Raw genomic sequence first — 24573 nt, 5'->3', positions numbered from 1 at the left:
CCCATCGTCGACGGGTCGGGCAAGAGCGCTGCGGACGCCGCCTGGACGCCCCGGACTGCGTGGGACGTGGTGCTGCGGCGTGGGCACGTGTGAGCGCGTGGAGCGCCGGCCATCGGGCGACCCCGGGGGGACGCGGCCTGGGCGCTTCAAGGAGCGGCGACGCTCAGGACCGGTGCGGTCCCGAGGCCGGTGAGGGCTGCCTGGGGCAGGGACGCCAGGGCGTGGTCTGCGCGGGAGGAGCGGTTCGGCGTGTCGTCATGCTTCGCATCATCGCCGTCCGGCGGCTGGACCAGCCGTGGAGAACAGGCCCGAAATCCGGCCAAACAACTGGCCGGATTTCACGGCCATTTCCCGGTGCCCGCCGCGGCGGTGCGCCGCCGGCGCGATCTGGACGTGAAAAGGCCCGGCGCGTCGGGGACGGGCCGGGCCTCGGGGGACGCGCCGCGCGGGGCGGCGACGTGCCGCCCGCGATTACTTGACGTCCATGCCGAAGGTGTTGGCGATGAAGGCCAGGATGTCGGCGCGCTCCTCGATGATCTTGGAGGTGGGCTTGCCGGCGCCGTGGCCGGCCTGCGTCTCGATGCGGATCAGCTTGGGCGCCGGGCCGGTGTCGGCGGCCTGCAGCGTCGCGGTGTACTTGAAGCTGTGGGCCGGCACGACGCGGTCGTCATGGTCGCCGGTGGTGACCAGGATCGCCGGGTAGCGCACGCCCGGGCCGCTCTTGATCGTGTGCAGCGGCGAGTAGGCGCGCAGCCACTTGAAGTCCTCCGCGTTCTCGGCGCTGCCGTAGTCCGAGGTCCACGCCCAGCCGATGGTGAACTTGTGGAAGCGCAGCATGTCCATCACGCCGACCTGCGGCACCGCGGCGCCGAACAGGTCGGGGCGCTGGTTGACGACCGCGCCGACCAGCAGACCGCCGTTGGAGCCGCCGTTGATGGCGAGCTTCGCGGGTTGGGTGTACTTGTTGGCGACCAGGTACTCGCCGGCGGCGATGAAGTCGTCGAAGACGTTCTGCTTCTTGGCCTTGGTGCCGGCCTCGTGCCAGGCGGCGCCGTACTCGCCGCCGCCGCGCAGCACGGCCAGCACGTAGACGCCGCCCATCTTCATCCAGGTCGCGGCGGTGACGCCGTAGCCGGGGGTCATCGGCACGTTGAAGCCGCCGTAGCCGTAGAGCAGCGTCGGGTTGTTGCCGTCGAGCTTCAGGCCCTTGCGGTGCGCGATGAAGATCGGCAGCTTGGTGCCGTCCTTGCTGGTGACGAAGACGCGCTTGCTCTCGAACTGGCTGGCGTCGAACGCGGTCTGCGTGCGCTTGAACAGCTCGGTCTTGCCGGTCTTGGCATCCAGGCGCCAGATCTCGCCCGGGGTGGTCAGGCTGGTGTAGCCGAAGAAGGTCTCGGGGTCGTTCCACTTGCCGCCGAAGCCGGAGGCGGTGCCGACGCCGGGCAGCTTGATGTCGCGGACGTGCTTGCCGCTGGGGGCGTGCACGCGCACCAGCGTGGAGGCGTCCTGCAGGTAGCTCAGCACCAGCTGGCCGCCGACGCCGCTGGCGGCGTTCAGGGCGTCCTGGGTCTCGGGGACGAGGGTGGTCCAGGTCTTGGGATCCTTGGCCTGCCAGTCCTTGTCCAGGTCGATGGCGATCAGGCGGCCGCGCGGCGCGTCCTTGTCGGTCTTGACGATCAGGCGCTGGCCGTCGAGCACGACGGGGCTGTACTCGGCGTCGAAGGCGGTGGTCAGCGGGATCGCCTTGGCGCCGGCGTAGCCGCCCTGGCCGTCCAGCGGCAGGACCATCAGGCCGTTCTTGCGGGCGGAGCCCTTCCAGACGTTGATCAGCGCGAGGCGGCCGTCGTCGGTGACCTCGACGTTGAAGCCCCATTCCTTCTCGGCGGGGTTCTCCAGGACCAGCGCGTCGGCGGACTGCGGCGTGCCCAGGCGGTGGTAGTAGACCTTCTGGAAGTAGTTGGCGCCGGTGAGGGCCGCGCCTTCCTTGGGCGCGTCGTAGCGCGAGTAGAAGAAGCCCTTGCCGTCCGGGGTCCAGGAGGCGTTGGAGAACTTCACCCACTCGATGGTGTCGGGCAGGTCCTTGCCGGCGTCGAGGTCGCGGACCTTCCAGGTCTGCCAGTCGGAGCCGGCGCCGGCGGTGCCGTAGGCCATCAGCTTGCCGTCGCGCGAGACCGCGCCGCCGGTGAGGGCGACGGTGCCGTCCTTGGACAGCGTGTTGGGGTCGAGCGCGACCTGCGGCGTGTCGGCCAGGCCGCGGGCGGTGTAGAGCACCGCCTGCTGCTGCAGGCCGTCGTTGCGGGTCCAGAAGTAGCGGCCGCCTTCCTTGTAGGGGACGCCGAACTTCTCGAAGTTGTAGAGGTCGGTGTAGAGCTTGCGCGCGGGCAGGCGCTGGGGCATCGCGGCGAGGAACTTGTCGGTGACGGCGTTCTCGGCCTGGACCCAGGCCTTGGTGTCGGCGGCGTTGTCGTCCTCGAGCCAGCGGTAGGGGTCGGCGACCTTGGTGCCGTGGTAGTCGTCGGTCTGGTCGACCTTGCGGGTGGCGGGGTAGGCCAGGCCCTGCGAGGCGGTGCTGGTGGCGGCGGCGGCGGTCGCGGGGACCGCGGCGGTCTGCGCGGTCGCGGCGGCGCCGGCGCCGAGCCCGACCACCAGGGCGGCGGTCAACGAAAGACGGGATTGCATGCGGTGTGCTCCTGAGAGTCGGGGAGCCGCCCCGGGGCTCGTGGCCGCCGGGGCGGTGGGCGGGGATTGTGCCGCGCGGCTCCTGGGGTGCCTTTGGTCAGTCAGGGGAAGTACCGAGGCGCCGGCTCAGTAGTCCCACCTCGCTTCCACCTGGAATGTCCGTCCCGGGTAGGGATGGAAGTTCCAGTACTGGTAGTCGTTGAGGTTGTCGATGCCGGCGGCCAGCGTCCATTGCCGGTCGACGCGCCATTGCGCGCGGGCGTCGACGGTGAAGTACTTGCTCGACGCCATGTAGGCGAGGCCGTTCACGTCGCTGTTGTCCAGCGTGCCGAACTGCTTGCCGCTGTAGCGCGCCCCCAAGCTCAGGCTCAAGTCGTCCCGCGCTTGCCACTGCGCCAGCAGCGTCGCCCGCCAGCGCGGCACCCGCGGTTGCCACTTGCCGACCGTGTCGCCCGGCACCGTCGCGTAACCGCTGTTGGCCAGGATGACCGAGTCCGCGAAGGTGACGCTCCCCGTCAGCGTGATCCGACGCGGCAGCGAGGCGGTGCCGCTCAGCTCCACGCCGCGCGTGCGCACGTGGTCGATGTTCTGCACCGTGCTCGTGGACGTGCTCACCCCCGGGTTGATCTGCGAATACAGCGCATCCCGGCTGTCCTCGTGGAACAGGGTGACGCGCAGGTTGTCGCGGCCGGCGCCGGTCCATTCGGCGCTGAGCTCGCTGGTCCAGCTGCGCTCGGGCTTGAGCGACGGGTTGTTGTTGATGAAGTTGCCGGCGGTGTCGAAGCCGCCCTGGAACAGCTCGCTGACCGTCGGGAAACGCACCGCGCGGCCGGTGCTGGCCTTGAGCACCCAGTGCTCGCCGACGCCGTAGGACAGCGCCGCCTTCGGCGACCAGGCGGTCTTCGCGCGATCGGCGTGCGGGTACGGCGTCGCGTCGGACGCCGTCTGCGTGACGCCGTCGAAGGCCTGCCAGCGTTCTCCGCGCAGGCCCAGTACCGCCGTCCAGTCCGGCGCGAAGGTCCACGCGTCCTGCGCGAAGACGGCCCGCACCCGCGTGTCGCCTTCGAAGCGCGAGGTCTGCGCGCCGGCCGCGCCCGAGCGCCAGTCGCTCAGGCCGAAGACGCGGTTGCGCAACTGGTAGCGCTCCTGCGACACGCCCGCGTCGATCGCGTGATCGCTGCCCTCGGGCGTCCAGGTGAGCTTGGCCGACAGCGTGTGCCAGCCGGTGCCGGACTGGTCCGTCAACCGGCCGCCGTCCGTCGCCTTCGCCGTCGGGGCATAGGCGCGCGAGCGGTCCGCGAGGTAGTCGTAGACGCTGCCCGACAGCTCCCAGCCGAGGCCCTCGCGCACGCGCCGCTTCAGCGACAGCGCGTGCATGCGGTGCTCCAGCTCGTCGCGGGTCTGCGGGAAGTCGCTGCCGGCCAGCGTGTAGAGCTTGCCGTCGATGGCGACCGGCTGCGTGATGCCGCCACCGGACCGGTTGTCGATGGGGCGTCCGGCCGCATCGCTCAGGAAGCTCCGCGAGCGTCCGTCCGAGCGGTTGCTCCACAACCCGAAGACGTACAGCGCGCGCAACCCCGGATCGAGGTCGTAGGCCAGCTTGACCTTGGCCTGATCCTGCACCGTGTCGTACTGCGTGCCGCTGCCGATCAGCAGCCAGGGCTGGTTGTTGCGGTTCAGCCCCGGGACCGCGCCGGTCACCGGCACGGTCCCGGCGGGCGCCGGCGCGCTGGCCGGCGACCGGTTGGCGAAGGTCTGCGGCTGTCCCTCGCTGTCGGTGCGGCCGGCGTGGATCCACCACGAGAAGGCCCCCTCGGCGCTGCCGATCGAGGCGCTGGCCTGCTTCGCGTCGTAGTTCCGCCGGCGGCCGTAGAGGTCGTTGGGCTGGTGGCTGTAGCCGACGCGCGCATGCGCCTCGAAGCGGGTCGGCATCCGGGTCTGGTAGTCCACGACCGCGCCGACCGCATTGCCGGAATACGCCGCCGAGAACGGCCCGTACATCACGTCGACGCGGGCGATCTCCTCGGGCGAGACCAGGCCCCAGCGCGGCGCGAAGGTCGCGCCGTTGCCCAGCAGGTTGGACAGCAGGATGCCGTCGGCATAGACCAGCGAGCGCGCGCTGTTGCCGGTGCCCGAGGCGCGAGTGGACAGCACCGCGTGGTTGTAGTCGCCGATGTAGCGCTTGCGCACCAGCAGGCTGGGCAGGTACTTCAGCGCGTCCTCGGCGTCGGTGGCGTTGATGTCGCGGGCGATGGCCTCGCCGCTGACGCCCTCCATCGTCGTGGGGATGCGGCTGGGCAGCGAGGTGGGGGCGGCGCCGTCGACGCGGACGATGCCCAGCGAATGGGCGCGGGAGGCGGCGTCGTCATCGGCGGCCAGGACGGGGAGGCAGGCGGCGGCGCAGGCGGACGCCAGCGCCGTCAGCGCGCCGACTCGCAGTCGACGCGCACGGGAAATGGAATGCATGGAAGGACAGCTCCAACGGAATGAAGGAGCACCGGACGTGCCGGTGCGGCGGCTTCAGACCGGCAGGGGCGGGGCCCGGGCGGGCGCGGCGCGCCAGGCATGGGCGGTGACCGGGGCGCTGTAGAAGCGCTCGGGCAGGCCGTGGCGCAACTCGGTGCGCAGCGGCAGCACTGCGGGGACGGGCGGCATCGGCAGCGCGTCCTGGTGCAGGTGGCAGAACGCGCAGTGCTGGAACAGCGCATGGTCCTGGTCGTCGACGCCGTTGTCCGACAGCCCCTCGCGCAGTTCCGCCGCGCGCGGTCCGACGACGCTGGAGCGGCAGATCTGCGTCCAGGGCGCGAGGTCGCCGTTGAGCGCCTGCGCCGCCATCGACATCGCCGGCAACAGCGCCGCCAGCAGGAAGACCAGGACGGTCATCCAGCGGGCGAGGGCGGTGGGGGCGGGCAGTCGCATGACGCCGCGGATTCTAGGCGTTGGCGTGTCGGTGCCGAGCCCCGACGCCGAGGCCGAGGCTTGGACATCGACACGTCGATAGGTCGATACGTCGACGCGTCGGCGCGGGGCTCAGGCGGCGAGCAGGTCCCGCAGCGTGCGGGCGACGACCTTGGTGGCGCGGCGCAGGTCCTCGAGCTCGACGCGCTCGTCCGAGCGCTTGGCGTGGGACTCGAGCACGGTGCGGGGACCGGCGCCGTAGATCGCGGCCGGGATGCCGTGCTCGCCGTAGAGCCGCACGTCGGTGTAGAGCGGCGTGCCGGAGGTCGGAATCGGCTCGCCGAAGACCGCCTCGCCGTGGCGCTGCAGCGCCTCCACCAGCGGCCGGTTGCCGGGCAGCGGCTTCAGCGAGCGCGCCAGCAGCAGCCGCTTCACGTCCACGGCGATCCCGGGGAACGACGCCGCGGCCCGCGCGATGGTGTCGCGGATCTCGGCCTCGACGACGACCGGGTCCTCCTCGGGAATCATCCGGCGGTCCAGCTTGAACGCGACCTTGCCCGGCACGACGTTGGTGTTGGTGCCGCCCTCGATGCGGCCGACGTTCAGGTAGGGATGCCGGATGCCCTCGACCGTCGAGGTCACCTGGCGATACGCGAGGTTGCGGGCGTACAGCGCGTTGAGCAGCACGACCGCACCCTGCAGCGCGTCGATGCCGGTGTCGGGGATGGCGGCGTGCGCCATCTTGCCGTGGACCGTCACCTCCATCTGCAGGCAGCCGTTGTGCGCGGTGACGACCTGGTAGCTGAAGCCCGCGGCGAGCAGGAAATCAGGCTTCGTCAGCCCCTGCTCCAGCAGCCAGCCCGGGCCGAGTTCGCCGCCGAATTCTTCGTCGTAGGTGAAGTGCAGCTCGATGCCGCCGCGGAGCGCCGCGCCCCGGGCCTGCAGCGCCTCCAGCGCCCGCAACGCGAAGGTGTAGGTCGCGAAGTCGCTCTTGCTGACCGCCGACGCGCGGCCGTAGAGCTTGCCGTCGACGACCTCGCCGCCGTAGGGATCGTGGGTCCAGCCCTCGCCGGGCGGGACGACGTCGCCATGCGCGTTCAGCGCGATCACCGGGCCGCCCGCGGCGGCATCGCCGAACCGACGCCGCACGATCAGGTTGGTCAGCGATTCGAGGCCGTACGCGCGCACCTGCGCTTGCGGCACCGGATGCCGTTCGGTGTCGAAGCCCATGGCGGCGAGCAGCTCGGCGGTCCGCTCGGCATGCGGCGCGTTGTTGCCGGGCGGCGTGTCGGTGGGCACGCGCACCAGCGCCTGCAGGTAGCGGACCTGTTCGTCGAAGTGGGCGTCGATCCAGGCGTCCAGGGCCGCGTGCTCCGCGCCGGCGTCATGCGCGGCGCCGACGGTGGTGTCGTTGGCGTTGGCGTTGGCGGCGGCGGCGCCGGCATCGGTGGAGGCCGCGGCGGCGGCAGGGCGGGCATCGGTGGTCATGGCGGGTCCGGAGAGGAAGTCAGAGGCCGTCGAGCAGCGCCTGGAAGGCGCGCACGCACAGCTCGGTGTCGTCGTTGCTGATCGCTTCGAGCGGGTTGTGGCTGATGCCCAGGTTCAGCCCGCGCTGGAACAGCATGGCCTGCGGCATCGCCTGGTGGAGCTTCATCGCGTCGTGGCCGGCGCCCGAGGGCATGCGGTGCACCGGCAGGCCGAGCGCGCCCACCGCCGCCTCCCAGCGCGTTTGCCAGGCCGGCGCGCTGGGCGCGGCGGCGGCGGCCTCGGTGCGCTCGAGCGTGAAGCTCAGGCCGCGGCGCTCGCAGATCTCGGCCAGCCGCTGGCGCACGTCGACGTCGAGCGCGTCGCGCGCCGCGTCGGTGGTCGCGCGCAGGTCGAGGCTGAATCGGCAGCGGCCCGGGATCACGTTGATCGAGCCGTTGGGCACCTGCAGCTGGCCGACGGTGCCGACGACCTCGGGGACCGCGCCGGCGCGTTCCTCGACGTACAGGATCAGCTCCGCCACCGCGGCGGCGGCGTCGCGGCGGCTGCCCATCGGCGTGGTGCCGGCGTGGGAGGCGAGGCCGCGCACCTCGCCGACGTAGCGCAGGCTGCCGTTGATCGAGGTGACCACGCCCAGCGGCAGGTCCAGCGCGTTGAGCACCGGGCCCTGCTCGATGTGGACCTCGACGACGCCGAGGTAACGCGCCGGATCGCGCTCGAGGGCGCGGATCGCGTCCATCGTCCCGGGCAGGCCGGCCTCGCGCATCAGCTCGCGCAGCACGACGCCGTCGGCATCGGCCTGGTCGAGCCACGCGGGATCGAAGCGCCCGACCAGCGCGCTGGAGCCGAGGAAGGTCGCCTTGTAGCGCTGGCCTTCCTCCTCGGAGAAGCCGACCACCTCCAGCCCGTGGCGCAGGCGCCGGCCCTGGCGCTTGAGCTCGCGCACGCAGGCCATCGGCACCAGGATGCCGAGCCGGCCGTCGTACTTGCCGCCATTGCGCACGGTGTCGTAGTGGCTGCCGGTCAGCAGGCGCGGCGCGTCGCGGTCCTGGCCGTGATAGACGCCGACGACGTTGCCGACGGCGTCGAGCGACACCTCGTCGAAACCGCACTCGCGCATCCAGTCGGCGAGCTGCGCGGCGGCGGCGCGGTGCGCCTCGGTCAGGTAGAGGACGGTCAACTGCCCGTGCTCGGCGAAGCCGGGATCGGAGAAGCGCGCCAGCGATTCCGCCCAGTCCCAGACCTGGTTGCCGAGCGTGGGCGTGACGCCGAACTTGTCGTTGAGCCGGATCTCCGCGATCCGGTGGATGTTGCGCAGGCACTCGGCGCGCTCGATGTCCGGATGGGCGTTCAGCCGCCGCGCGAAGGTCTCGATGATCTGCCCGCGCGAGAGGCCGTCGCCGCGCGGACCGCGCACCGCCAGGATGAAGGGCCAGCCGAAGCGCGCGTTGTAGTCGGCATTGAGCTGCTGCAGGCGCGCGAACTCCTCGGGCGTGCAGTCGGTGAGGCCGGCCTTGCCTTGCTCGTTCGTCGACTCGGCGGTCAGCGTGCGCGCGACCATCGCCTTGCCGGCGAGTTCCGGGTGGGCGCGGATCAGGCCGAGCTGCTCGTCGAGCGCGGCCTCGCGCACCACCGTCGCCATCGCGTGCTTGAGCGCGGCGAGGCTGGCGAAGCCCGCCGCCGGGCGCGCCGCGAAGGCGCGCCGCGCGATCCACGGCGAGTGTTCATAGATCCCGTCGAGCAGCGCGACGAAGCGCGTCTCGTCGGCGGCGTTGAGCAGGTCGAGGGTGAGGGCGGGAGCGGGCGTGGTCATCGGAAGCTCGTGGGGCGGAAGCTCGTGGGGGACGCTCGAAGGACTCGTCGGCGCTCAGCCCCAGACGAAGGCGGTGTCCGCATCGAACGGATGCGTGGCGCGCCAGTGACGGGCGATGTCGACGCGGCGGGCGACCCAGACGCGGTCGTGTTTCTCGACATGGTCGAGGAATCGCTGCAGCGCCCGCATCCGGCCCGGCCGGCCGAGCAGCCGGCAATGCATGCCGATGCTCATCATCTTGGGCGTCTCCGCGCCCTCGGCGTAGAGCACGTCGAAGGTGTCGCGCAGGTACTCGAAGAACTCGTCGCCGTGGCTGAAACCCTGCGGCAGCGCGAAGCGCATGTCGTTGCAGTCCAGCGTGTAGGGCACCACCAGGTGCGGCGCGAGCACGCCGTCGGTCTTGCGCACGTTGAGCCAGAACGGCAGGTCGTCGCCGTAGTAGTCGCTGTCGTACTCGAAGCCGCCGAAGTCGGCGACCAGGCGGCGCGTGTGGGGACTGTCGCGGCCGGTGTACCAGCCCGACGGGCGCTCGCCGGTCAGCCGCTGGACGATGTCCATGCCGATGTCCATGTGCTGGCGCTCGGTGGCCTCGTCGACGTTCTGGTAATGGATCCAGCGCCAGCCGTGACAGGCGATCTCATGGTTCAGCTCGACGAAGGCCCGCGTCAGCTCCGGATGCCGCTCCAGCGCCATCGACACGCCGAAGACGGTGAGCGGCAGCGCGCGTTTCTCGAATTCGCGCAGCAGGCGCCAGACGCCGGCGCGCGAGCCGTATTCGTAGATGCCTTCCATGCTCAGGTGGCGCGCGGGGTAGGCGGCCGGGTTGAACATCTCGGACAGGAACTGCTCGCTGCCGGCGTCGCCGTGCAGCACGGAGTGCTCGCCGCCTTCCTCGTAGTTGAGGACGAACTGCACGGCGATGCGCGCCTGGCCCGGCCAGCGCGCCTGCGGCGGGTGTTCGCCGTAGCCGATCAGGTCGCGGGGGTAGCCGGGGGAGACGACGGGTTTCATGGTCGTGGGGCGAGGGCGGTCGGGGTCAGAGTTGCAGGACCGACTTCAGGTCCTGCACGCGCGGGTCGAGCCGGAGGTTGGCCTCGACGTTGCCGAGGTGCGCGTCCAGCAGCTTCAGCGCCGCGCGCTTGTCGCGGGCTTCCAGCGCGTCGACGATGGCTTCGTGCTCGGCCTGGGATTCGGCGGCGGAATGGGAGCTCTGGTACATCAGCGCGATCAGCGAGCTGCGCGACAGCAGGTCGGTCAGCAGCTGGGCCAGCACCTCGTTGCCCTGCATGCGGGCGAGCACCACGTGGAAGTCCGCCAGCAACCGCGTGCGGCCGGGCACGTCGGTGCGGGCGACGGCTTCGCGTTCCTGCTTCAAATGGGTGCGCAGCTGCCGGACCTGCGCCGGCGTGATGCGCTGGCAGAGGTCGGCCAGCATCGCGGCCTCGAGCATCTTGCGCACCTCGAAGACCTGGCGCGCTTCCTCGACGCTGGGCTGCGCGACGAAGGCGCCCCGGGCCGGTTCCAGCCGCACCAGGCGGTCGCGGCTGAGCTGGTTGAGCGCCTGCCGGACCAGCGTGCGCGAGCAGTCGAAGATGTCGGCCAGCTGCTGCTCGACCAGCTTGGTGCCGGGCATCAGGCGGCGCTCCACGATCGCCTGCGTGATGGCGGTGGTGATGCGCTCGGTGACGGAGGCGCTGGCGTCGGGATCGCGGGCGTTCATGGCAGGAGCGTTTTTGTGTCCGGGAGTGTATACACTTTGCGATTTCACCCGAACCGAATCCCGATGGGCAAGCTCACCACCCACGTCCTGGACACGATGCATGGCAGCCCGGCGGCCGGCATGGCGGTGCGGCTGTACCGCCTCGAGGCCGGCGAGCCTCGCTTGCTGCAGGTGCTGACGCTCAATGCCGACGGACGCGCCGACGGGCCGCTGCTCGAAGGCGCGAGCTTCCAGCCAGGGCGCTACCGGCTGGTGTTCGAGGTGGCGGACTACTTCCGCGCCCGGCGCGTGACGCTGCCGGAGCCGGCCTTCCTGGACGAGGTGCCGCTGGATTTCGGCATCGCCGATCCGCAGGCGCATTACCACGTGCCGCTGCTGGCGAGCCCGTGGTCGTACTCCACCTACCGCGGGAGCTGAGGGCCTGGCGATGCGCGCGTGGCAGACCCTGGCGCTGAGGCTCGCGCGCGAGCCGGCCGTGCTGGTGCGCGTGGACGAGCTGCAGGGCAGCGGGCCGCGCGAGGTCGGGGCCTGGATGGCGGTGACCGCGTCGGACGTGGTCGGCACGATCGGCGGCGGGCAGCTCGAGTTCGACGCGATCGCCAAGGCCCGCGCGGCGCTGGCCGCGGGCCGGGTGCTGGAGGCGCGGCAGCGTTTCGCGCTCGGGCCCTCGCTGGGGCAGTGCTGCGGCGGGGTCGTGTGGCTGACCTTCGACTGGCTGGACGCGCAGTCGATCGCGGGATTGGCGGATCGGCTCGGCGATCAACGCGACTGGCGGCGTATCGCGCTGTTCGGCGGCGGCCACGTGGGACGCGCGATCGTGGACCTGCTGGCGAAGCTGCCGGCGCGGGTGCACTGGATCGACAGCCGCGAAGGGATGTTCCCGGAGCCGCTGCCGGACAACGTCCGCGCGGAGCAGTCGGAGCCGGTGCAGGGCGCGGTGCCGACGCTGGCGCCGGGCTCGCATGTGCTGATCATGAGCTTCAGCCATGCCGAGGACCTCGACATCCTGGCCGCCTGCCTGAAGCGGCAGCGCGAGGCGAAGGACCTCCCGTACATCGGCCTGATCGGCAGCAAGAGCAAGTGGGCGACCTTCCGACATCGCCTGGAAGCGCGGGGCTTCGGGCCCGACGAGCTCGCTCACGTGACTTGCCCGATCGGCATTCCCGGCATTCCTGGCAAGCAGCCGGAGATGGTGGCGCTGTCGGTGGTGGCGCAGGCGATGCAGGAGTTGCCGGAGGCGCGTTGATCCTGTCGCGAGGCGGCGGTGCGCGCCGGACTGTATACACTTCGCGCCTTGACGTCGCCGCGGCGCCCCGATTCTTCAGCGCGACGCTTGCCGGTTCACAGCGCCCGCAGTGGTGGTCCGGACCTTGCATTCCCTTCGTTGATGGACAGCTACCTGCTCGACTGGGCCAATCTGCTGCTGCGCTGGCTGCACGTGATCGTGGCCATCGCCTGGATCGGCGCCTCCTTCTATTTCGTCTGGCTGGACAACCACCTGGTCAAGCCGCGGGCCGAGGACCTGACCGCCAAGGGTGTCGATGGCGAGTTGTGGGCGGTGCATGGCGGCGGCTTCTACAACCCGCAGAAGTACATGGTCGCGCCGGGCAACCTGCCGCGTGACCTGCACTGGTTCTATTGGGAGAGCTACTGGACGTGGATGAGCGGCTTCGCGCTCTTCGCGCTGCTGTACCTCTTCAATGCCGACACCTACCTGATCGACAAGCGCGTGCATGACTGGAGCGCGCCGGCGGCGGTGGCGGGGGCGCTGGGGTTCCTCGCGGGCGGCTGGATCGTGTATGACCAGATCTGCCGGCGCTTCGGGCGCAAGGCCGATGGCTCGATCGGCAACGACGGCGTCGTGCTCGGCCTGATTGCGGTCGTGATCGTGGCGGCGGCGTGGGGCGCGAGCCAGCTCTTCGCGGGGCGGGCGGCCTTCCTGATCACCGGCGCGATGATCGCCACGATGATGAGCGCGAACGTGTTCTTCTGGATCATCCCGGGCCAGAAGCAGGTGATCGCCGACATGCGGGCGGGGCGGCCGGTGGATCCGGTCCATGGCCAGCGCGGCAAGCAGCGCAGCGTGCACAACACCTACTTCACGCTGCCGGTGCTGATCGCGATGCTGTCCAACCACTACGGCATGCTGTACAGCCACCCGCGCAACTGGCTGGTGCTGGTGGTGCTGATGCTGGTCGGGGCGCTGGTGCGCACCTGGTTCGTGAAGCGCCACAAGGGCTTCGACGCGTGGCCGCTGCTGGTGGCGGTGGCGATGCTGCTGGCCGGCCTGATCACGGCGCTGGCGCCGTCGCCGGCGATGGTGCCGGTGACCGCGCCGCCGGCGGCGGGGACGACAGTGGGGAGCGCGGGATCGGCCGCGCCGGCTGCTACGGCGGGCGAGGGCCCGGTGAGCGTCGAGCAGGTCCGCCAGATCGTCAACGCGCGCTGCCTGGCCTGCCACAACGCGGCGCTGGCGCCCAAGCGCATCCAGTTCCACGAGCCGCAGATGATCGAGCAGCACGCGGCCGAGATCTACCAGCAGGTGGTGGTGCAGAAGACGATGCCGCTGAACAACGCGACCGGCATCACCGACGAGGAGCGGGCGACGTTGGGGCGGTGGTTCAAGGAGCGCTAGCCGGGCGTGAGGACGCTACGATGCGCAGCCCGCGACGCGGGGAACGGCCGGGGAGGTCGTTCGAACCACTCCGACAACGAACGAGGACCCCTCGCATGAAACGAGCACTGATCCGATCCGTGGCCTTGGCCGCGCTGACGACGACCTTGCCGCTGGCCGCATGGGCCGGGAATGCCTACGGCAAGATCCTGATGACCGAATCGCAGGCGCACGGCCTGTTCCTCTACCTCGACGTCGCGTCCAGCGGCACGCCGACGTGCGGGACGGAGACCGTCGGCTCCCGCCGCTACGTCATCCGGATCACGACCCCCGAGGGCAAGGCCATGGCAGCCAACGCGTTGATGGCGTCCGCCACCGGCAGGCAGGTGCTCATCACGGGGACCGGGAGCTGCCCTGACTGGGGAGACACCGAATCGATCCAGTGGCTGCGCGTCTACCAGCAGTGAGCCAACGAGCAACCCCGCCGTCCCCGCCCTAGTTCTTGGGGATGACGCCCGACACCCCGCGCGCCAGACTCGCGCGGGGTCTGCTGTCCACGGACCCGGGAGGGTCCCATGGCTAACAGCAACGCACCGTTCCATCCCATCATCTACGTCCGCGGCTTCGCGATGACCCGCGGCGAGATCGACGAGACCAGCGCCGATCCGTTCTGCGGCTTCAACCTCGGCTCGACCACCATGCGCGCCTCGGCCAGCGACAAGAGCCGGCCCCGGAAGTTCGTCTTCGAATCGCCCGTCGTGCGTCTCGCCTCGGACTTCGGCTACGCCGATGTCTATGAGGACGGCCTCGACATCGTCGACCCCGGCTGGGAAGTCGACGCCGCCGGCAAGCCCACCGACAACGCGCTCGGCAGCCGCGCCATCGTCATCTACCGCTACTACGACCCCGCCTCCACGCTCTTCGGCACCGGCGAGACGCCCTCGATCGAGGCCTTCGCGAAGGGGCTGTCCGAGCTCGTCGCCAAGGTCCGCCAGCTCGTCGTCGCCAATCCGCGCAGCGGTGTCGACACCGCGGCCGACTTCCGCTGCCACCTGGTCGCGCACTCGATGGGCGGCCTCGTGTGCCGCGCCTTCCTGCAGAACCCGGCCCTCGACCCGCAGGGCGTCGCCGGCAGCGTCGACAAGTTCTTCACCTACGCCACGCCGCACAACGGCATCGACATGCTCGGCGTCAACGTGCCGACCTGGTTCTCGGCGATGGACATCAGCAACTTCAATCGCGGCGCGCGGATGGCCGACTACCTCGACCTGAAGGCCGCCTTCAAGCGGCATGGCGCCGTCGACCTGCTGCCCGAGGCGCGCTTCCCCTCGCAACGCGTGTTCACCATGGTCGGCACCAACCGGATGGACTACGAGGCCGGCGCCGGCCTGTCGCGCACCTTCGTCGGCAACGGCAGCGACGGCCTGGTGAAGATCGAGAACGCCACGCTGCGCGGGCTCAACGCCGACGGCAGCATCGGCGCGCCGTGCGCCAAGGCCTTCGCCTACCGCTCGCACTCGGGCTTCTACGGCATCGTCAATAGCGAGGAGGCGTTCCAGAACCTCACCCGCTTCCTCTTCGGCGACGTCCGCGTCGACGTGTGGATGGACATCGACGAGATCCGCCTGCCCCAGGACGTGCTCAAGGCCGCCGACGACGCGCCGAAACGGATCAACGCGCTGTACCAGATCGAGATGCAGGCCGCGCCGCGCGGCAAGCTCTGGTACCTGACGCGGCGCATGGCGGAGGAGGACTCCGTCGCGGTGGTCGCGCACGCGGACTGGCTCCAGCGCAAGGGGCCGTGCACCAACTACCTGTCGACGGTGTTCCTGGCCAATCGGGCCAAGGTCAACCCCAGACGGCGCTCGCTCGCCTACGGGCTGACGCTGGGCGTGCGCGTGCCCGACTACGAGATCGACCAGCGCCTGTGGCTCAACCAGCACTTCGAGGGCGGCTACCTGTTCCGCAACGCGCTGATCCTCGAGCTGGAGCCACCGCGCGCCGACGGCACGCCGTGGAAGGTGAAGTACGCGTGGCAGGACGCAGGTGTCGCCTCGGCCAGCACGGGGCTGACGCCGCAGCAGATCGCCGACCAGGCGGTGGAGGTCGCGGTCGACTTCGACAGCACCACCATCGCCCCCGATGGCTCGCGGCATCCGACCAGTCCCGGCATCAAGGGCAAGCTGCGGTTCGTGATCCGCGGATGGAACCAGGGGGCCGATGCCGGTTGACGGCGACGGACCGACCTCGACCGACCTCGACCGACCTCGACCGATGTTGATCGACGTCGACCGAGACCCGCCACGGGTCGCTGCCGCTCAGAGCAGATCGTTCATCGCCTCCGCCGGGATGATCGCGCCGGGATGGCGGATCACGCGGGCCGCGACGCGATTGCCGTGCAGCGCGGCGCTCACCGCGTCGTCGCCGCTCAGCCGGCGCGCCAGGTAGCCCCCGGCGAAGGCGTCGCCCGCCGCCGTCGTGTCGACGACGCGATCCACCGCCTGCGTCGGTGCCTCCGCCCATCGGTCCGGCGCCTGTGCCGACCGGACGAGCGTCGACGCCGCGCCGCGCTTGATCAGCAGCTCCGGCGACGGCAGCGAGCAGGCAAGGGCGAGCGCCGCCTCCAGGCTGTCGAGGCCCATCAGCGCCTGGTGATCGTCCGCCGTGACCAGCGCGATCGTGGCGAGCGAGAACGCGCGCTCGAAGGCCGCGCGCGCCCCGGCGCGGTCCGGCCACAGGCGGGGCCGGAAGTTGTTGTCGAAGATCACCTGACCGCCGCGCTCGCGCACCGCCGCCATCAGCGCGAAGAGCCGCTCGCGTCCGGGCGGCGGCAGGATGGCCAGGCTGATCCCGCTGAGGTACAGCGCGTCGAAGTCGGCGGCCTGCGCCTCGAGCGGCGTCGAGGGCTCGTCGAAGTAGGCCTTCGCCGCGGCCGTGTCGCGCCAGTAATGGAAGCTGCGTTCCCCGCCGGCGTCGAGCTCGATCATGTAGAGGCCAGGCATGCGTCCCGGGACGCGCCGCACCAGCCGGGTGTCGAGCCCCTGGGCCTGCCATCGGTCCAGCAGGCCGGTGCTCAGGCCGTCCTCGCCGAGCGCGGTCGCGTAGGCGACCTCGATGCCGGCCGCGGCGCCGCAGCGCCGCAGGTACACGGCGGTGTTGAACGTGTCCCCGCCGTGACCCAGCGTCATCGCGCCGAAGGCTTCGCCCTTGAGCTCCAGCATGCATTCGCCGATCACGGCCACGCGTCGTGTCATCGAGGTCTTTCCTGTCCGGGTCCGGGTCCGGGTTTGGGTCTGGGTCGGTCTCAGCGCATCCAGCGGCTGAGCTCGGGCATCGCGACGGTCAACTGCCCGGCCACCATCGACGAGAACACCTGCGCGCCCTTGGCGCCCAGATGCGTGCGGTCGAAGACCGGGTTCGCGGCGCCAGCGCGCTCGGGGGCGGAGGCGCCTTGCGCGGGCGCGTTGACGGGCTTGGGCGCCATGGCCAGCGTGTCGGCCTCGGTCTCGCCCATCGCCTGCACCGCGGCGTGGCTGAGCGCGTTCAGGTCGATCACCGGGATCCCGCGTTCGGCGCCGACGCGCAGCGTCGCCTCGGCCCAGGGGCGCAGCGCGTTGTCGAGCGTCCCCTGGGCATCGAAGCCGCGGCGCGTCAGCGGCGTGAGCATCACCAGGCGCGCGCCGGTGGGCGCGACGTCGTCGATGTAGCGGGCGAGGTTGGCGGGGAACTCGGTCCGCAGGTCGGTCGAGCGGCCCGGCTTGCCGGGCTGGTCGTTGTGGCCGAACTGCATCAGCACGAGGTCGAGCCGCCCGGGTTGGCGGTCGCGCAACAGGGCCATGACCTGGTCCCAGAGGCCCTCGGCGCGGAAGCTCTTCGTGCTGCGTCCGCCCTTGGCGAGGTTGAGGCAGGACACCTCGGGCTTGAAGCGCGCGCACAGGGCGTCGCCGTAGCCGCTCTTCGTGGCCGTCGTCGAGTCGCCGACGAGGATCACTCGCAGCGCCGCGGCGGGCGGCGAAACCGGCGCGACTTGTGCGTGGGCGGTGGCGGCCGCGAGGACGAGTGCTGCGAAGGCTGTTCTCATCAGGAAGTCTCCGTGGCGGGCGACGACCCTCACCCCAACCCTCTCCCGCACTGCGGGAGAGGGCGGGGGGTGAGGGTTCTCCCGCTCAGAACTTATAGCTCGCTCCCAGCAGGTATTCGCGACCGGTGACGTGATACACGACCGGGCTGTTCCTGGCCCTGGAGATGAACTGGTCGTTGACCTCGTTGGTCAGGTTGACCCCTTCGAGCGTGATCGTGAGCCGGTCGTTGACCTTGTACGAGATCGACGCGTCCACGTTGAGCGTGGCGTTCTTCCCTTCGACGTCGTTGTTGTTCTGCCCCGGCACCCGCGTCAGGAAGGACGAGCGCTTGGACGCCGAGACCCGCGCGCTGAAGGTGTCGTCGTCGTAGTACAGCGTCGCGTTCCACGACTTCGGCGACATGTTGAGCAGGTCGTCGGTGATGGTGGAGTCGCTGGTGGGCGAGACCAGGTAGGTGATCTTGGACTTCACGTAGGTGTAGTTGAGCACCGTGCCGAAGTTGCGGGCCCAGCCTGACAGGAAGGTGAACGGCTGCTGGTAGTTCAGCTCGATGCCGCGCAGCTTCCCCCCGGGCGTGTTGATCGGCGTGGTGAGCTGGAAGACTTCCTCGCCGGTGAAGTTGGACGGCAGCAGCGACAGCGGCAGCCCCGTCTGGTTGAACGGCGCGTTGGTGCGCAGGCTCTGGATGTAGGTGTCGATGTTCTTCTGGAACACGCCCACGCCGATGAAGGCGTTGCGGCCGAAGTACCACTCCAGGCTGCCGTCGAAGGTCTTGGCGCGGAACGGCTTCAGGTAGGGGTTGCCGGTGGTGATCGACAGCGTGCCGGTGGTGCTGATGGTGCCGCCCGGGTTCAGGTTGCCCAGCTGCGGCCGCGCCATCACCCGGGCCGCGGCGAAGCGCGCGATCAGGTCCTTGGTCAGGTTGGCCGACACGTTCAGCGCCGGCAGCCAGTCCTTGTACTTCTGCCCGATGACGACCTCGGTGCCGCCGCCGGTGGCCAGGTAGCCGGTCGCGTCCTGCTCGGTGACGACGTAGCGCACCCCGACGTTGCCCTGCACCCGCATGCCGGCCAGGCGCGTCTCGAAGTCGGCCTGGACGAAGCCGCCGCGGTCGCGCTCCACGACCGCGCGGTTGTTGCCGCGCGCGTTGCCGTTGGTGGTCGAGGACAGCGTGAAGTCGCCGGGGCCGCCCGCCGGGCCGCTCTTGAGACAGTTGCAGTAGATGTCGTAGGCCGACGCGATCGCGTTGAGGTCGGGGATCACCCACGAGGTCGCCGTCCCCTGCGGCAGGCTCAGCCCGCGGCCGAAGCCGGTCAGCATCTTCGTCAGCACGCCGGCGCCGGCCGCCGGCGAGAAGATCGTGTCGTTCTGGTTGACGCGCCGGAACTCGTAGGTGTCGAACGCGTATTTCTTGTAGTCGTAGCCCGCCTTCAGCGTCAGCGTGTCGGGCAGGACCTCCCAGGCCAGGTCCAGGTGCGCCACGTCGTTGCGGTTGTTGGCGCCTTGCGGACGGATGCGGATCTCGCTGGTGGTCGTGTTGGCCACCGTCGTCGGCTGCGTGCCGGTCGTCACCTGCGGCACGCCGACGACCTGCAGCGCGCCGTTCTGCGCGGTCGGATCGAACGGGTACTTGATCACCGGCAGCCGGTCGTTGCCGCGGAAGTCCAGCGTGTAGCCGTTGACGTTGAGCGCGTCCAGCGTGACCGTCGTCTGCACCGGGTTGCGGAACTTGGAGTCCGCGCGGCCGACCTTCGCATTGAGCTTGAGGTGCTCGGTGAGGTCCTGCTCCAGCGTCAGGCTGGGCTGGCGGAAGGTGGTCGACAGCTCGTCGTAGCGCGACTCGGCGCGGATGTCGACGCCGTTGAACACGCCGTACTGCAGCGCGCCGTTGGGCGCGTACTGCGCCTCCACCACGCTGGTCTGCGGCTTGCCGCCCTGGCTGGCGGTGCGGCTGAAGGAGATGGCCTCGAGGAAGTCCTCGCGCCGCGTCGCGTCGAGCTTCGAGTACAGCATGTCGAAGGTCAGCAGCGTGCGCTCGCTGGGGCGGAACTGGATCGAGCCCGTCAGGCCGAGCCGGTCCTGGTCATGCGTGAGCCGGCCGTAGCGCGGCAGCCGCGGGTGGAAGTTGTCGGCGCTGGCGGCGGCGCTGTAGGCCGCGGTCGCGCCGGCGGAAGCCGGCAGGCGCGGCACGTTCTGCGCGGCCGGGCCGCACATCGTCGCGGTCGTGGCCGGGTTGGCCGGCGTCGTGCCCTGCGGCGAGCACCAGCCGCCCGAGGACGGCCCGTTGTCCCAGCGCACCGTCGAGAAGCCTTCCTCGTTCAGCCGGCGCTTCGAGTAGGCGCCCGAGACCAGCACGCCCAGCGTCTTGTCCAGGAAGACATCGCTCACCAGGAAGGCCATGCGCGGGTCGGTCTCGCGCGACAGGTCGTTGTAGCGGCCCTTCACCGAGCCGGTGATGACGCGCTTGTTGAAGTCGAACGGCCGCGCGGCCTGCAGGTCGACGGTCGCGCCGAGCGAGCCCTCGTCCACCTCGGCCGAGCTGCTCTTGCGCACGGTGATCGTGTTGAACAGCTCCGAGGCAAAGACGTTGAAGTCGAAGCCGCGCGAGCGGTTCGCGCCGCCGGAGCTGTCGGTGCCGCCGGTCGTGGCCAGCGCCTCGATGCCGTTGATCCGCACCCGCGTGAAGTCCGCGCCCAGGCCGCGCACGGTGATGTTGCGGCCCTCGCCGGCGTCGCGGTCGATGACCACGCCGGGCACGCGCTGCAGCGATTCGGCCAGGTTGGTGTCGGGGAACTTGGCGATGTCCTCGGCCTTGATGACGTCGACGATGCCCTTGTCCTGGCGCTTGGCGTTGAGCGCGCTCTCCAGCGACGCGCGGATGCCGGTCACCACGACGGTGTCGAGCGACTTGTCGGCCGCCTTGTCGGCGGCCGATGCGGCGGGGGCTGGCGCGGCGGCGGCCTGGTCCTGGCTCCAGGCGGGCAGCGACAGCGTGGCCGTGCCCAGCAGGCAGGCGGCGAGGCGGGTCAGGCGGGGCGCCGGCGCGGCGCCGTGGCGCGGGCGGTCGGACGCGGACGTCCCGAAGCGAGTCCCATGACGGTGGGGCATGACGTTGTCTCCAAGGGCTGGGGCGGCCGCGGGCGCGGGATCGTGGCCCGTCGCTCTCGCGGCATGGGGTCGCAGGCGCGCGCAGGGCGCCGGCAGGGGAGGGAGCGGAAGCGCTGCAGTGCGACGCCGCCTCGGTACTGCTGGACAACTGCGATCCGCGCGGACGCGGACCCTGGGGATTCAGTTCAGAGGTAGTCCTCGCGCCGCGGCGAGAACTGGTCCAGCAGCGTGCTGCCGGCCTCCAGCGCCACGACGCCATGCGGCGTCAGCCGCGGCGCGACGAAGGCGTCGCCCGCGCGCAGCACCCGCTTCACGCCGCCGACGTCGCACGCGAACGAGCCGCTGATCACCATCGCGATCTGGTCGTGGGCGTCGTGCGCGTGGGGCGTCCCGATGGCGCCCTGGTCGAACTGCACCAGCACCGACATCAGCTCCGGCGTGTGGCCGACGATCTTGCGGCGGATGCCGTCGCCGAGCTCGGTCCACGGCGTCGCGTCGTTCAGGAAATACGGGTTCATCGAGGCGGTCTCCTGGGCAACCCGAGGGCTTTTCCCCCGTCGTTGCGAGCAACTATAGCGACGTCGCGAAAAATTGAAACAGCGGTTCACTAGATGGAAACCATAGTTCCGGGAAAGTCCGCAGGCCCGTACGCTGCGATCCCATCGGAGCTCGCCAGGGCGCCAGGACAGCCAGGAGACGACATGGAAATCCGCCAACCCATCCACAGCGAGCACGCCCGCACGCTGGACACCGACGGCCTGCGCCGGCAGTTCCTCGTCGAGGACCTGTTCCAGCCCGACCAGGCGACGCTGACCTACAGCCAGATCGACCGGATCATCGTCGGCGGCATCATGCCGGTGACCCGACCGGTGACCTTCTCGGCCGAGCTGGGCAAGCACACCGGCACGGACTACTTCCTGCAGCGCCGTGAGCTGGGGCTGATCAACATCGGCGGCGCGGCGCGCGTCTTCGTCGACGACACGCAGTACGAGGTCGGCCCGCGCGAGGCGCTCTACATCGGGCAGGGCGCCAAGATCGTCGAGTTCAAGAGCGTCGACGCGGCCCGGCCTGCCAAGCTGTACTTCAACTGCGCGCCGGCGCACACCGCCTATCCGACGCGCAAGGTCACGCTGGCCGAGGCCTCGCCGGAGACGCTGGGCTCGCCCGAGACCAGCAACCGCCGCACGATCCACAAGTTCCTGGTGCCCGACGTGCTGCCGACCTGCCAGCTGCTGATGGGCATGACGCAGCTCGAGCCGGGCAGCCTGTGGAACACCATGCCCTGCCACCAGCACGACCGCCGCATGGAGGTCTATTTCTACTTCGACATGAAGGACGACGCGGTCGTCTTCCACATGCTGGGCGAGCCGACGCAGACCCGCCACCTGGTGGTGCGCAACGAGCAGGCGGTCATCAGCCCGAGCTGGTCCATCCATTCCGGCGTGGGCACGCAGGCCTACACCTTCATCTGGGGCATGGTCGGCGAGAACCAGGTGTTCAAGGACATGGACCACGTGCCGATGACGACGCTGCGCTGAGGCGCGGACGGCTGCTCGCCCGGGCGCGCCGCGCCGGGGCCCTCAAGGGAACGAACGACATGATCCTGGACAACTTCCAACTCGACGGCCGCGTGGCCATCGTCTCGGGCTGCAACACCGGCCTGGGGCAGGGCATGGCGGTGGCGCTGGCGCAGGCCGGCGCGCACGTCGTCGGCGTCAACGTCTCCGATCCGGCCGAGACCCGGGCCGAGGTCGAGCGGCTGGGCCGGCGCTTCCTGGACCTGCGCGCCAACCTGGGCGACATCAGCTGCATCGAGGGCCTGGTCGCCGAGGCCAAGTCCCTGACCGGTCGCGTCGACATCCTGGTCAACAACGCCGGCATCATCCGCCGCGAGGATGCGATCCGCTTCAGCGAGAAGGACTGGGACGACGTGGTCGACCTCAACCTGAAGACGGTCTTCTTCTTCTCGCAGGCGGTGGCGCGGCAGTACCTGGCGCAGGGCGGCGGCGGCAAGATCATCAACGTCGCGTCGATGCTGTCCTTCCAGGGCGGCGTGCGGGTGCCGTCGTACACGGCCAGCAAGAGCGGCGTCATGGGCATCACCCGGCTGATGGCCAACGAATGGGCCGCGCACGGCATCAATGTCAACGCGATCGCGCCGGGCTACATGGCCACCAACAACACCGCGGCGCTGCGCCAGGACGAGCACCGCAACGCCGCGATCCTGGACCGCATCCCGGCCGGCCGCTGGGGCAGCCCGGACGACCTGGCCGGCCCGGTGGTGTTCCTCGCGTCCAAGGCCTCGGACTACGTCAACGGCTACACCGTCGCCGTCGACGGCGGCTGGCTCGCGCGCTGACATGTACGAGAACAAGCGCCTGGGTTTCCTCTTCGTCCTGCCCTTCGTGCTGGGCGTGCTGCTGTTCAAGCTCTTCCCCTTCGTGATGAGCTTCGCGCTGAGCTTCACCCAGTACGACCTGATCGACCCGCCGCAGTTCGTCGGGCTGCGCAACTACGAGGAGCTGGCGACCGCGGATCCGCTGTTCCGCCAGTCGCTGGGCGTGACGCTGCTCTTCGCGCTGCTGGCGGTGCCGCTGCGGGTCGGCTTCGCGCTGTTCATCGCGCACGTGCTCAATTTCAAGCTGCGCGGCATCAACTTCTTCCGCGCCGCGTTCTACATCCCGTCGATCCTGGGCGGGTCGATCGCGGTGGCGGTGCTGTGGCGCTTCGTCTTCGCGCGCAACGGCCTGGTCAACCTGGTGCTGATGAAGCTGGGCTTCGAGCCGATCGCCTGGCTGGCCGACGAGCATTACTCGATGTGGACCATCGTGCTGCTGTTCACGTGGCAGTTCGGCTCGGCGATGGTGATCTTCCTGGCGGCGCTGCAGAACGTGTCGATCTCGCTGTACGAGGCGGCGGAGTGCGACGGCGCCAGCAAGGCCCAGCAGTTCTGGCGGATCACCGTGCCGCTGATCACGCCGGTGATCTTCTTCAACGTGATCATGCAGATGGTCCACGCGTTCCAGGAGTTCAACGGCCCCTACATGATCACCGAGGGCGGCCCGCTGCACTCGACCTACGTGCTGGCGCTCTACATCTACGACCAGAGCTTCCGCTTCTTCAACCTGGGCTACGGCGCGGCGCTGTCGTGGGTGCTGTTCGCGCTGGTCGGCGGCCTGGCGGCGCTGTCCTTCTGGAGCTCGAAGTACTGGGTCTTCTACTCGGGCGAGAAGGAGACGCGGCGATGAGCCGTCCGTGGCGCTACCTCGCGCTGGCGGCAGTCGCCATCGTGATGCTCTACCCGCTGTTGTGGCTGGTCGGCGCCTCCTTCAAGGGCAACGCCGAGATCTTCAGCTCGGCGGGTTTCTGGCCGGAACGCTTCGACTTCGGCGCCTATGCCAAGGGGTGGAAGACCAGCACCGAGTACACCTTCGCGACCTATTTCCTGAACAGTTTCCTGATCACGATTCCGCGCATCGTGGTGACGGTGATCTCGTGCGTGCTGGTGGCCTACGCGTTCGCGCGATTCGAGTTCTGGGGTCGCAAGCTGCTGTTCAGCGTGATGGTGGCCACGATGATGCTGCCGCTGATCGTGCTGCGGCTGCCGCAGTACCTGGTGTTCCGCGAGATCGGATGGTTGGATTCGTACCTGCCGCTGATCGTGCCGTCGGCGTTCGCGACGGACACCTTCTTCGTCTTCATGCTGGTGCAGTTCCTGCGCGGCATCCCGCGCGACATGGAGGAAGCGGCGCAGATCGATGGCTGCAACGCCTTGCAGCTGCTGTGGCACATCATCGTGCCGCTGCTCAAGCCAGCGATCGTCTCGGTCGTCGTCTTCCAGTTCATCTGGACGATGAATGATTTCATGGGCCCGCTGATCTACCTGGCCTCGGTCGAGAAGTACCCGGTGTCCCTCGCATTGAAGATGAGCATCGGTGCCACCGAGGAAGTCGAGTGGGCCAACGTCATCGCGATTTCGGTCGTGGCGCTGATCCCTTCGATTGCTGTCTTCTTTGCCGCGCAGCGGCATTTCATCGAAGGCGCGACCTCATCCGGGGTGAAGGGATGAGGGTGGGGCGTCGGTGTCACGCGTCGGAACGCGAGCTGGGCCCCTCACACGGAAGTATTAGGAGGAGCCCGCGGAGCGGGCGGGGGACATGGAGTGGGAGGGGCC

20 protein-coding genes are annotated in these 24573 nt (G+C 70.0%); 9 read left to right on the top strand and 11 right to left on the bottom strand.

The window, feature by feature from the left end:
* Positions 1-471: 471 nt before the first annotated feature.
* The 7 genes from N5D62_RS08745 to N5D62_RS08715 form a co-directional block, all read right to left on the bottom strand.
* On the bottom strand, positions 472-2679 hold the full coding sequence (locus tag N5D62_RS08745) for a prolyl oligopeptidase family serine peptidase (RefSeq protein ID WP_279757316.1): 2208 nt from the start codon (positions 2677-2679) through the stop codon (positions 472-474).
* A gap of 126 nt (positions 2680-2805) precedes the next feature.
* On the bottom strand, positions 2806-5145 hold the full coding sequence (locus tag N5D62_RS08740; protein WP_279757315.1) for a TonB-dependent receptor: 2340 nt from the start codon (positions 5143-5145) through the stop codon (positions 2806-2808).
* A gap of 54 nt (positions 5146-5199) precedes the next feature.
* Positions 5200-5598, bottom strand: coding sequence for a DUF2946 family protein (locus tag N5D62_RS08735; protein WP_279757313.1), 399 nt, complete (start codon positions 5596-5598; stop codon positions 5200-5202).
* 111 nt (positions 5599-5709) lie between these two features.
* Entirely contained in the window at positions 5710-7065 is a 1356-nt protein-coding gene (locus tag N5D62_RS08730; protein ID WP_279757312.1) for a M20/M25/M40 family metallo-hydrolase, read from the bottom strand.
* Positions 7066-7084: 19 nt separating this feature from the next.
* Entirely contained in the window at positions 7085-8875 is a 1791-nt protein-coding gene (gene uraD, locus N5D62_RS08725) for a 2-oxo-4-hydroxy-4-carboxy-5-ureidoimidazoline decarboxylase (RefSeq protein WP_279757311.1), read from the bottom strand.
* A gap of 54 nt (positions 8876-8929) precedes the next feature.
* Positions 8930-9886 carry an allantoinase PuuE gene (puuE, locus tag N5D62_RS08720; RefSeq protein WP_279757310.1) on the bottom strand — a complete coding sequence of 319 codons (957 nt, stop codon included), beginning with the start codon at positions 9884-9886 and terminating at the stop codon, positions 8930-8932.
* A gap of 25 nt (positions 9887-9911) precedes the next feature.
* Positions 9912-10595 (bottom strand): GntR family transcriptional regulator, encoded by a 684-nt coding sequence (locus tag N5D62_RS08715; RefSeq protein ID WP_279757309.1) that lies wholly within the window; start codon positions 10593-10595, stop codon positions 9912-9914.
* 63 nt (positions 10596-10658) lie between these two features.
* Between N5D62_RS08715 and uraH the strand changes: the two genes are divergently transcribed.
* The 5 genes from uraH to N5D62_RS08690 all read left to right on the top strand — a co-directional run bounded on the left by uraH (position 10659) and on the right by N5D62_RS08690 (position 15440).
* Positions 10659-11012, top strand: a complete 354-nt coding sequence (uraH, locus tag N5D62_RS08710; RefSeq protein ID WP_279757308.1) for a hydroxyisourate hydrolase — start codon at positions 10659-10661, stop codon at positions 11010-11012.
* Between the two features lie 10 nt (positions 11013-11022).
* Positions 11023-11841 carry a xanthine dehydrogenase accessory protein XdhC gene (gene xdhC / locus N5D62_RS08705; protein ID WP_279757307.1) on the top strand — a complete coding sequence of 273 codons (819 nt, stop codon included), beginning with the start codon at positions 11023-11025 and terminating at the stop codon, positions 11839-11841.
* A gap of 141 nt (positions 11842-11982) precedes the next feature.
* On the top strand, positions 11983-13230 hold the full coding sequence (locus tag N5D62_RS08700; RefSeq protein WP_279757306.1) for a urate hydroxylase PuuD: 1248 nt from the start codon (positions 11983-11985) through the stop codon (positions 13228-13230).
* Positions 13231-13325: 95 nt separating this feature from the next.
* Positions 13326-13676: a hypothetical protein gene (locus N5D62_RS08695; protein WP_279757305.1), complete on the top strand. Its 351-nt coding sequence runs from the start codon at positions 13326-13328 to the stop codon at positions 13674-13676.
* 108 nt (positions 13677-13784) lie between these two features.
* Positions 13785-15440, top strand: a complete 1656-nt coding sequence (locus N5D62_RS08690) for a hypothetical protein (RefSeq protein WP_279757304.1) — start codon at positions 13785-13787, stop codon at positions 15438-15440.
* A gap of 87 nt (positions 15441-15527) precedes the next feature.
* On the opposite strand, the gene N5D62_RS08685 is transcribed toward N5D62_RS08690, so the two are convergent.
* From N5D62_RS08685 to N5D62_RS08670, 4 genes are all read right to left on the bottom strand, one after another.
* Complete coding sequence (locus N5D62_RS08685) at positions 15528-16463, bottom strand: sugar kinase (protein ID WP_279757303.1); 936 nt, start codon at positions 16461-16463, stop codon at positions 15528-15530.
* A 50-nt stretch (positions 16464-16513) separates the two neighbouring features.
* Positions 16514-17290: a rhamnogalacturonan acetylesterase gene (locus N5D62_RS08680; protein ID WP_279757302.1), complete on the bottom strand. Its 777-nt coding sequence runs from the start codon at positions 17288-17290 to the stop codon at positions 16514-16516.
* A gap of 85 nt (positions 17291-17375) precedes the next feature.
* Complete coding sequence (locus N5D62_RS08675) at positions 17376-20399, bottom strand: TonB-dependent receptor (protein ID WP_279757301.1); 3024 nt, start codon at positions 20397-20399, stop codon at positions 17376-17378.
* Positions 20400-20584: 185 nt separating this feature from the next.
* Positions 20585-20917, bottom strand: a complete 333-nt coding sequence (locus N5D62_RS08670; RefSeq protein WP_279757300.1) for a cupin domain-containing protein — start codon at positions 20915-20917, stop codon at positions 20585-20587.
* A 183-nt stretch (positions 20918-21100) separates the two neighbouring features.
* On the opposite strand from N5D62_RS08670, the gene kduI reads away from it, so the two are divergent.
* Genes kduI through N5D62_RS08650 form a run of 4 tightly spaced genes read left to right on the top strand, consistent with a single transcriptional unit; the run spans position 21101 to position 24468 of the window.
* Positions 21101-21937: a 5-dehydro-4-deoxy-D-glucuronate isomerase gene (gene kduI / locus N5D62_RS08665; protein ID WP_279757299.1), complete on the top strand. Its 837-nt coding sequence runs from the start codon at positions 21101-21103 to the stop codon at positions 21935-21937.
* Between the two features lie 59 nt (positions 21938-21996).
* Complete coding sequence (gene kduD, locus N5D62_RS08660) at positions 21997-22758, top strand: 2-dehydro-3-deoxy-D-gluconate 5-dehydrogenase KduD (RefSeq protein WP_279757298.1); 762 nt, start codon at positions 21997-21999, stop codon at positions 22756-22758.
* Between the two features lies 1 nt (position 22759).
* Positions 22760-23647, top strand: a complete 888-nt coding sequence (locus tag N5D62_RS08655) for a sugar ABC transporter permease (protein ID WP_279757297.1) — start codon at positions 22760-22762, stop codon at positions 23645-23647.
* Complete coding sequence (locus tag N5D62_RS08650) at positions 23644-24468, top strand: carbohydrate ABC transporter permease (RefSeq protein WP_279757296.1); 825 nt, start codon at positions 23644-23646, stop codon at positions 24466-24468. The genes N5D62_RS08655 and N5D62_RS08650 overlap by 4 nt, the downstream gene beginning before the upstream one ends.
* Positions 24469-24573: the final 105 nt, after the last annotated feature.

This window comes from Mitsuaria sp. GD03876 (assembly GCF_029840635.1).
Taxonomy (GTDB): domain Bacteria; phylum Pseudomonadota; class Gammaproteobacteria; order Burkholderiales; family Burkholderiaceae_C; genus Roseateles.
Note: the sequence above shows the minus strand (reverse complement) of the source record. Positions and strands in the feature narration are given on the sequence as shown.

What these genes read in the sequence shown, in the direction of transcription:
- kduI (WP_279757299.1), top strand. Translation starts at nt 21,101, where the DNA reads ATGGAAATCCGCCAACCCATCCACAGCGAGCACGCCCGCACGCTGGAC.
- N5D62_RS08685 (WP_279757303.1), bottom strand. Translation starts at nt 16,463, where the DNA reads ATGACACGACGCGTGGCCGTGATCGGCGAATGCATGCTGGAGCTCAAG.
- N5D62_RS08680 (WP_279757302.1), bottom strand. Translation starts at nt 17,290, where the DNA reads ATGAGAACAGCCTTCGCAGCACTCGTCCTCGCGGCCGCCACCGCCCAC.
- N5D62_RS08740 (WP_279757315.1), bottom strand. Translation starts at nt 5,145, where the DNA reads ATGCATTCCATTTCCCGTGCGCGTCGACTGCGAGTCGGCGCGCTGACG.
- N5D62_RS08675 (WP_279757301.1), bottom strand. Translation starts at nt 20,399, where the DNA reads ATGCCCCACCGTCATGGGACTCGCTTCGGGACGTCCGCGTCCGACCGC.
- xdhC (WP_279757307.1), top strand. Translation starts at nt 11,023, where the DNA reads ATGCGCGCGTGGCAGACCCTGGCGCTGAGGCTCGCGCGCGAGCCGGCC.
- N5D62_RS08670 (WP_279757300.1), bottom strand. Translation starts at nt 20,917, where the DNA reads ATGAACCCGTATTTCCTGAACGACGCGACGCCGTGGACCGAGCTCGGC.
- N5D62_RS08700 (WP_279757306.1), top strand. Translation starts at nt 11,983, where the DNA reads ATGGACAGCTACCTGCTCGACTGGGCCAATCTGCTGCTGCGCTGGCTG.
- N5D62_RS08695 (WP_279757305.1), top strand. Translation starts at nt 13,326, where the DNA reads ATGAAACGAGCACTGATCCGATCCGTGGCCTTGGCCGCGCTGACGACG.
- N5D62_RS08715 (WP_279757309.1), bottom strand. Translation starts at nt 10,595, where the DNA reads ATGAACGCCCGCGATCCCGACGCCAGCGCCTCCGTCACCGAGCGCATC.
- kduD (WP_279757298.1), top strand. Translation starts at nt 21,997, where the DNA reads ATGATCCTGGACAACTTCCAACTCGACGGCCGCGTGGCCATCGTCTCG.
- N5D62_RS08735 (WP_279757313.1), bottom strand. Translation starts at nt 5,598, where the DNA reads ATGCGACTGCCCGCCCCCACCGCCCTCGCCCGCTGGATGACCGTCCTG.
- N5D62_RS08650 (WP_279757296.1), top strand. Translation starts at nt 23,644, where the DNA reads ATGAGCCGTCCGTGGCGCTACCTCGCGCTGGCGGCAGTCGCCATCGTG.
- N5D62_RS08690 (WP_279757304.1), top strand. Translation starts at nt 13,785, where the DNA reads ATGGCTAACAGCAACGCACCGTTCCATCCCATCATCTACGTCCGCGGC.
- uraD (WP_279757311.1), bottom strand. Translation starts at nt 8,875, where the DNA reads ATGACCACGCCCGCTCCCGCCCTCACCCTCGACCTGCTCAACGCCGCC.
- puuE (WP_279757310.1), bottom strand. Translation starts at nt 9,886, where the DNA reads ATGAAACCCGTCGTCTCCCCCGGCTACCCCCGCGACCTGATCGGCTAC.
- N5D62_RS08655 (WP_279757297.1), top strand. Translation starts at nt 22,760, where the DNA reads ATGTACGAGAACAAGCGCCTGGGTTTCCTCTTCGTCCTGCCCTTCGTG.
- uraH (WP_279757308.1), top strand. Translation starts at nt 10,659, where the DNA reads ATGGGCAAGCTCACCACCCACGTCCTGGACACGATGCATGGCAGCCCG.
- N5D62_RS08730 (WP_279757312.1), bottom strand. Translation starts at nt 7,065, where the DNA reads ATGACCACCGATGCCCGCCCTGCCGCCGCCGCGGCCTCCACCGATGCC.
- N5D62_RS08745 (WP_279757316.1), bottom strand. Translation starts at nt 2,679, where the DNA reads ATGCAATCCCGTCTTTCGTTGACCGCCGCCCTGGTGGTCGGGCTCGGC.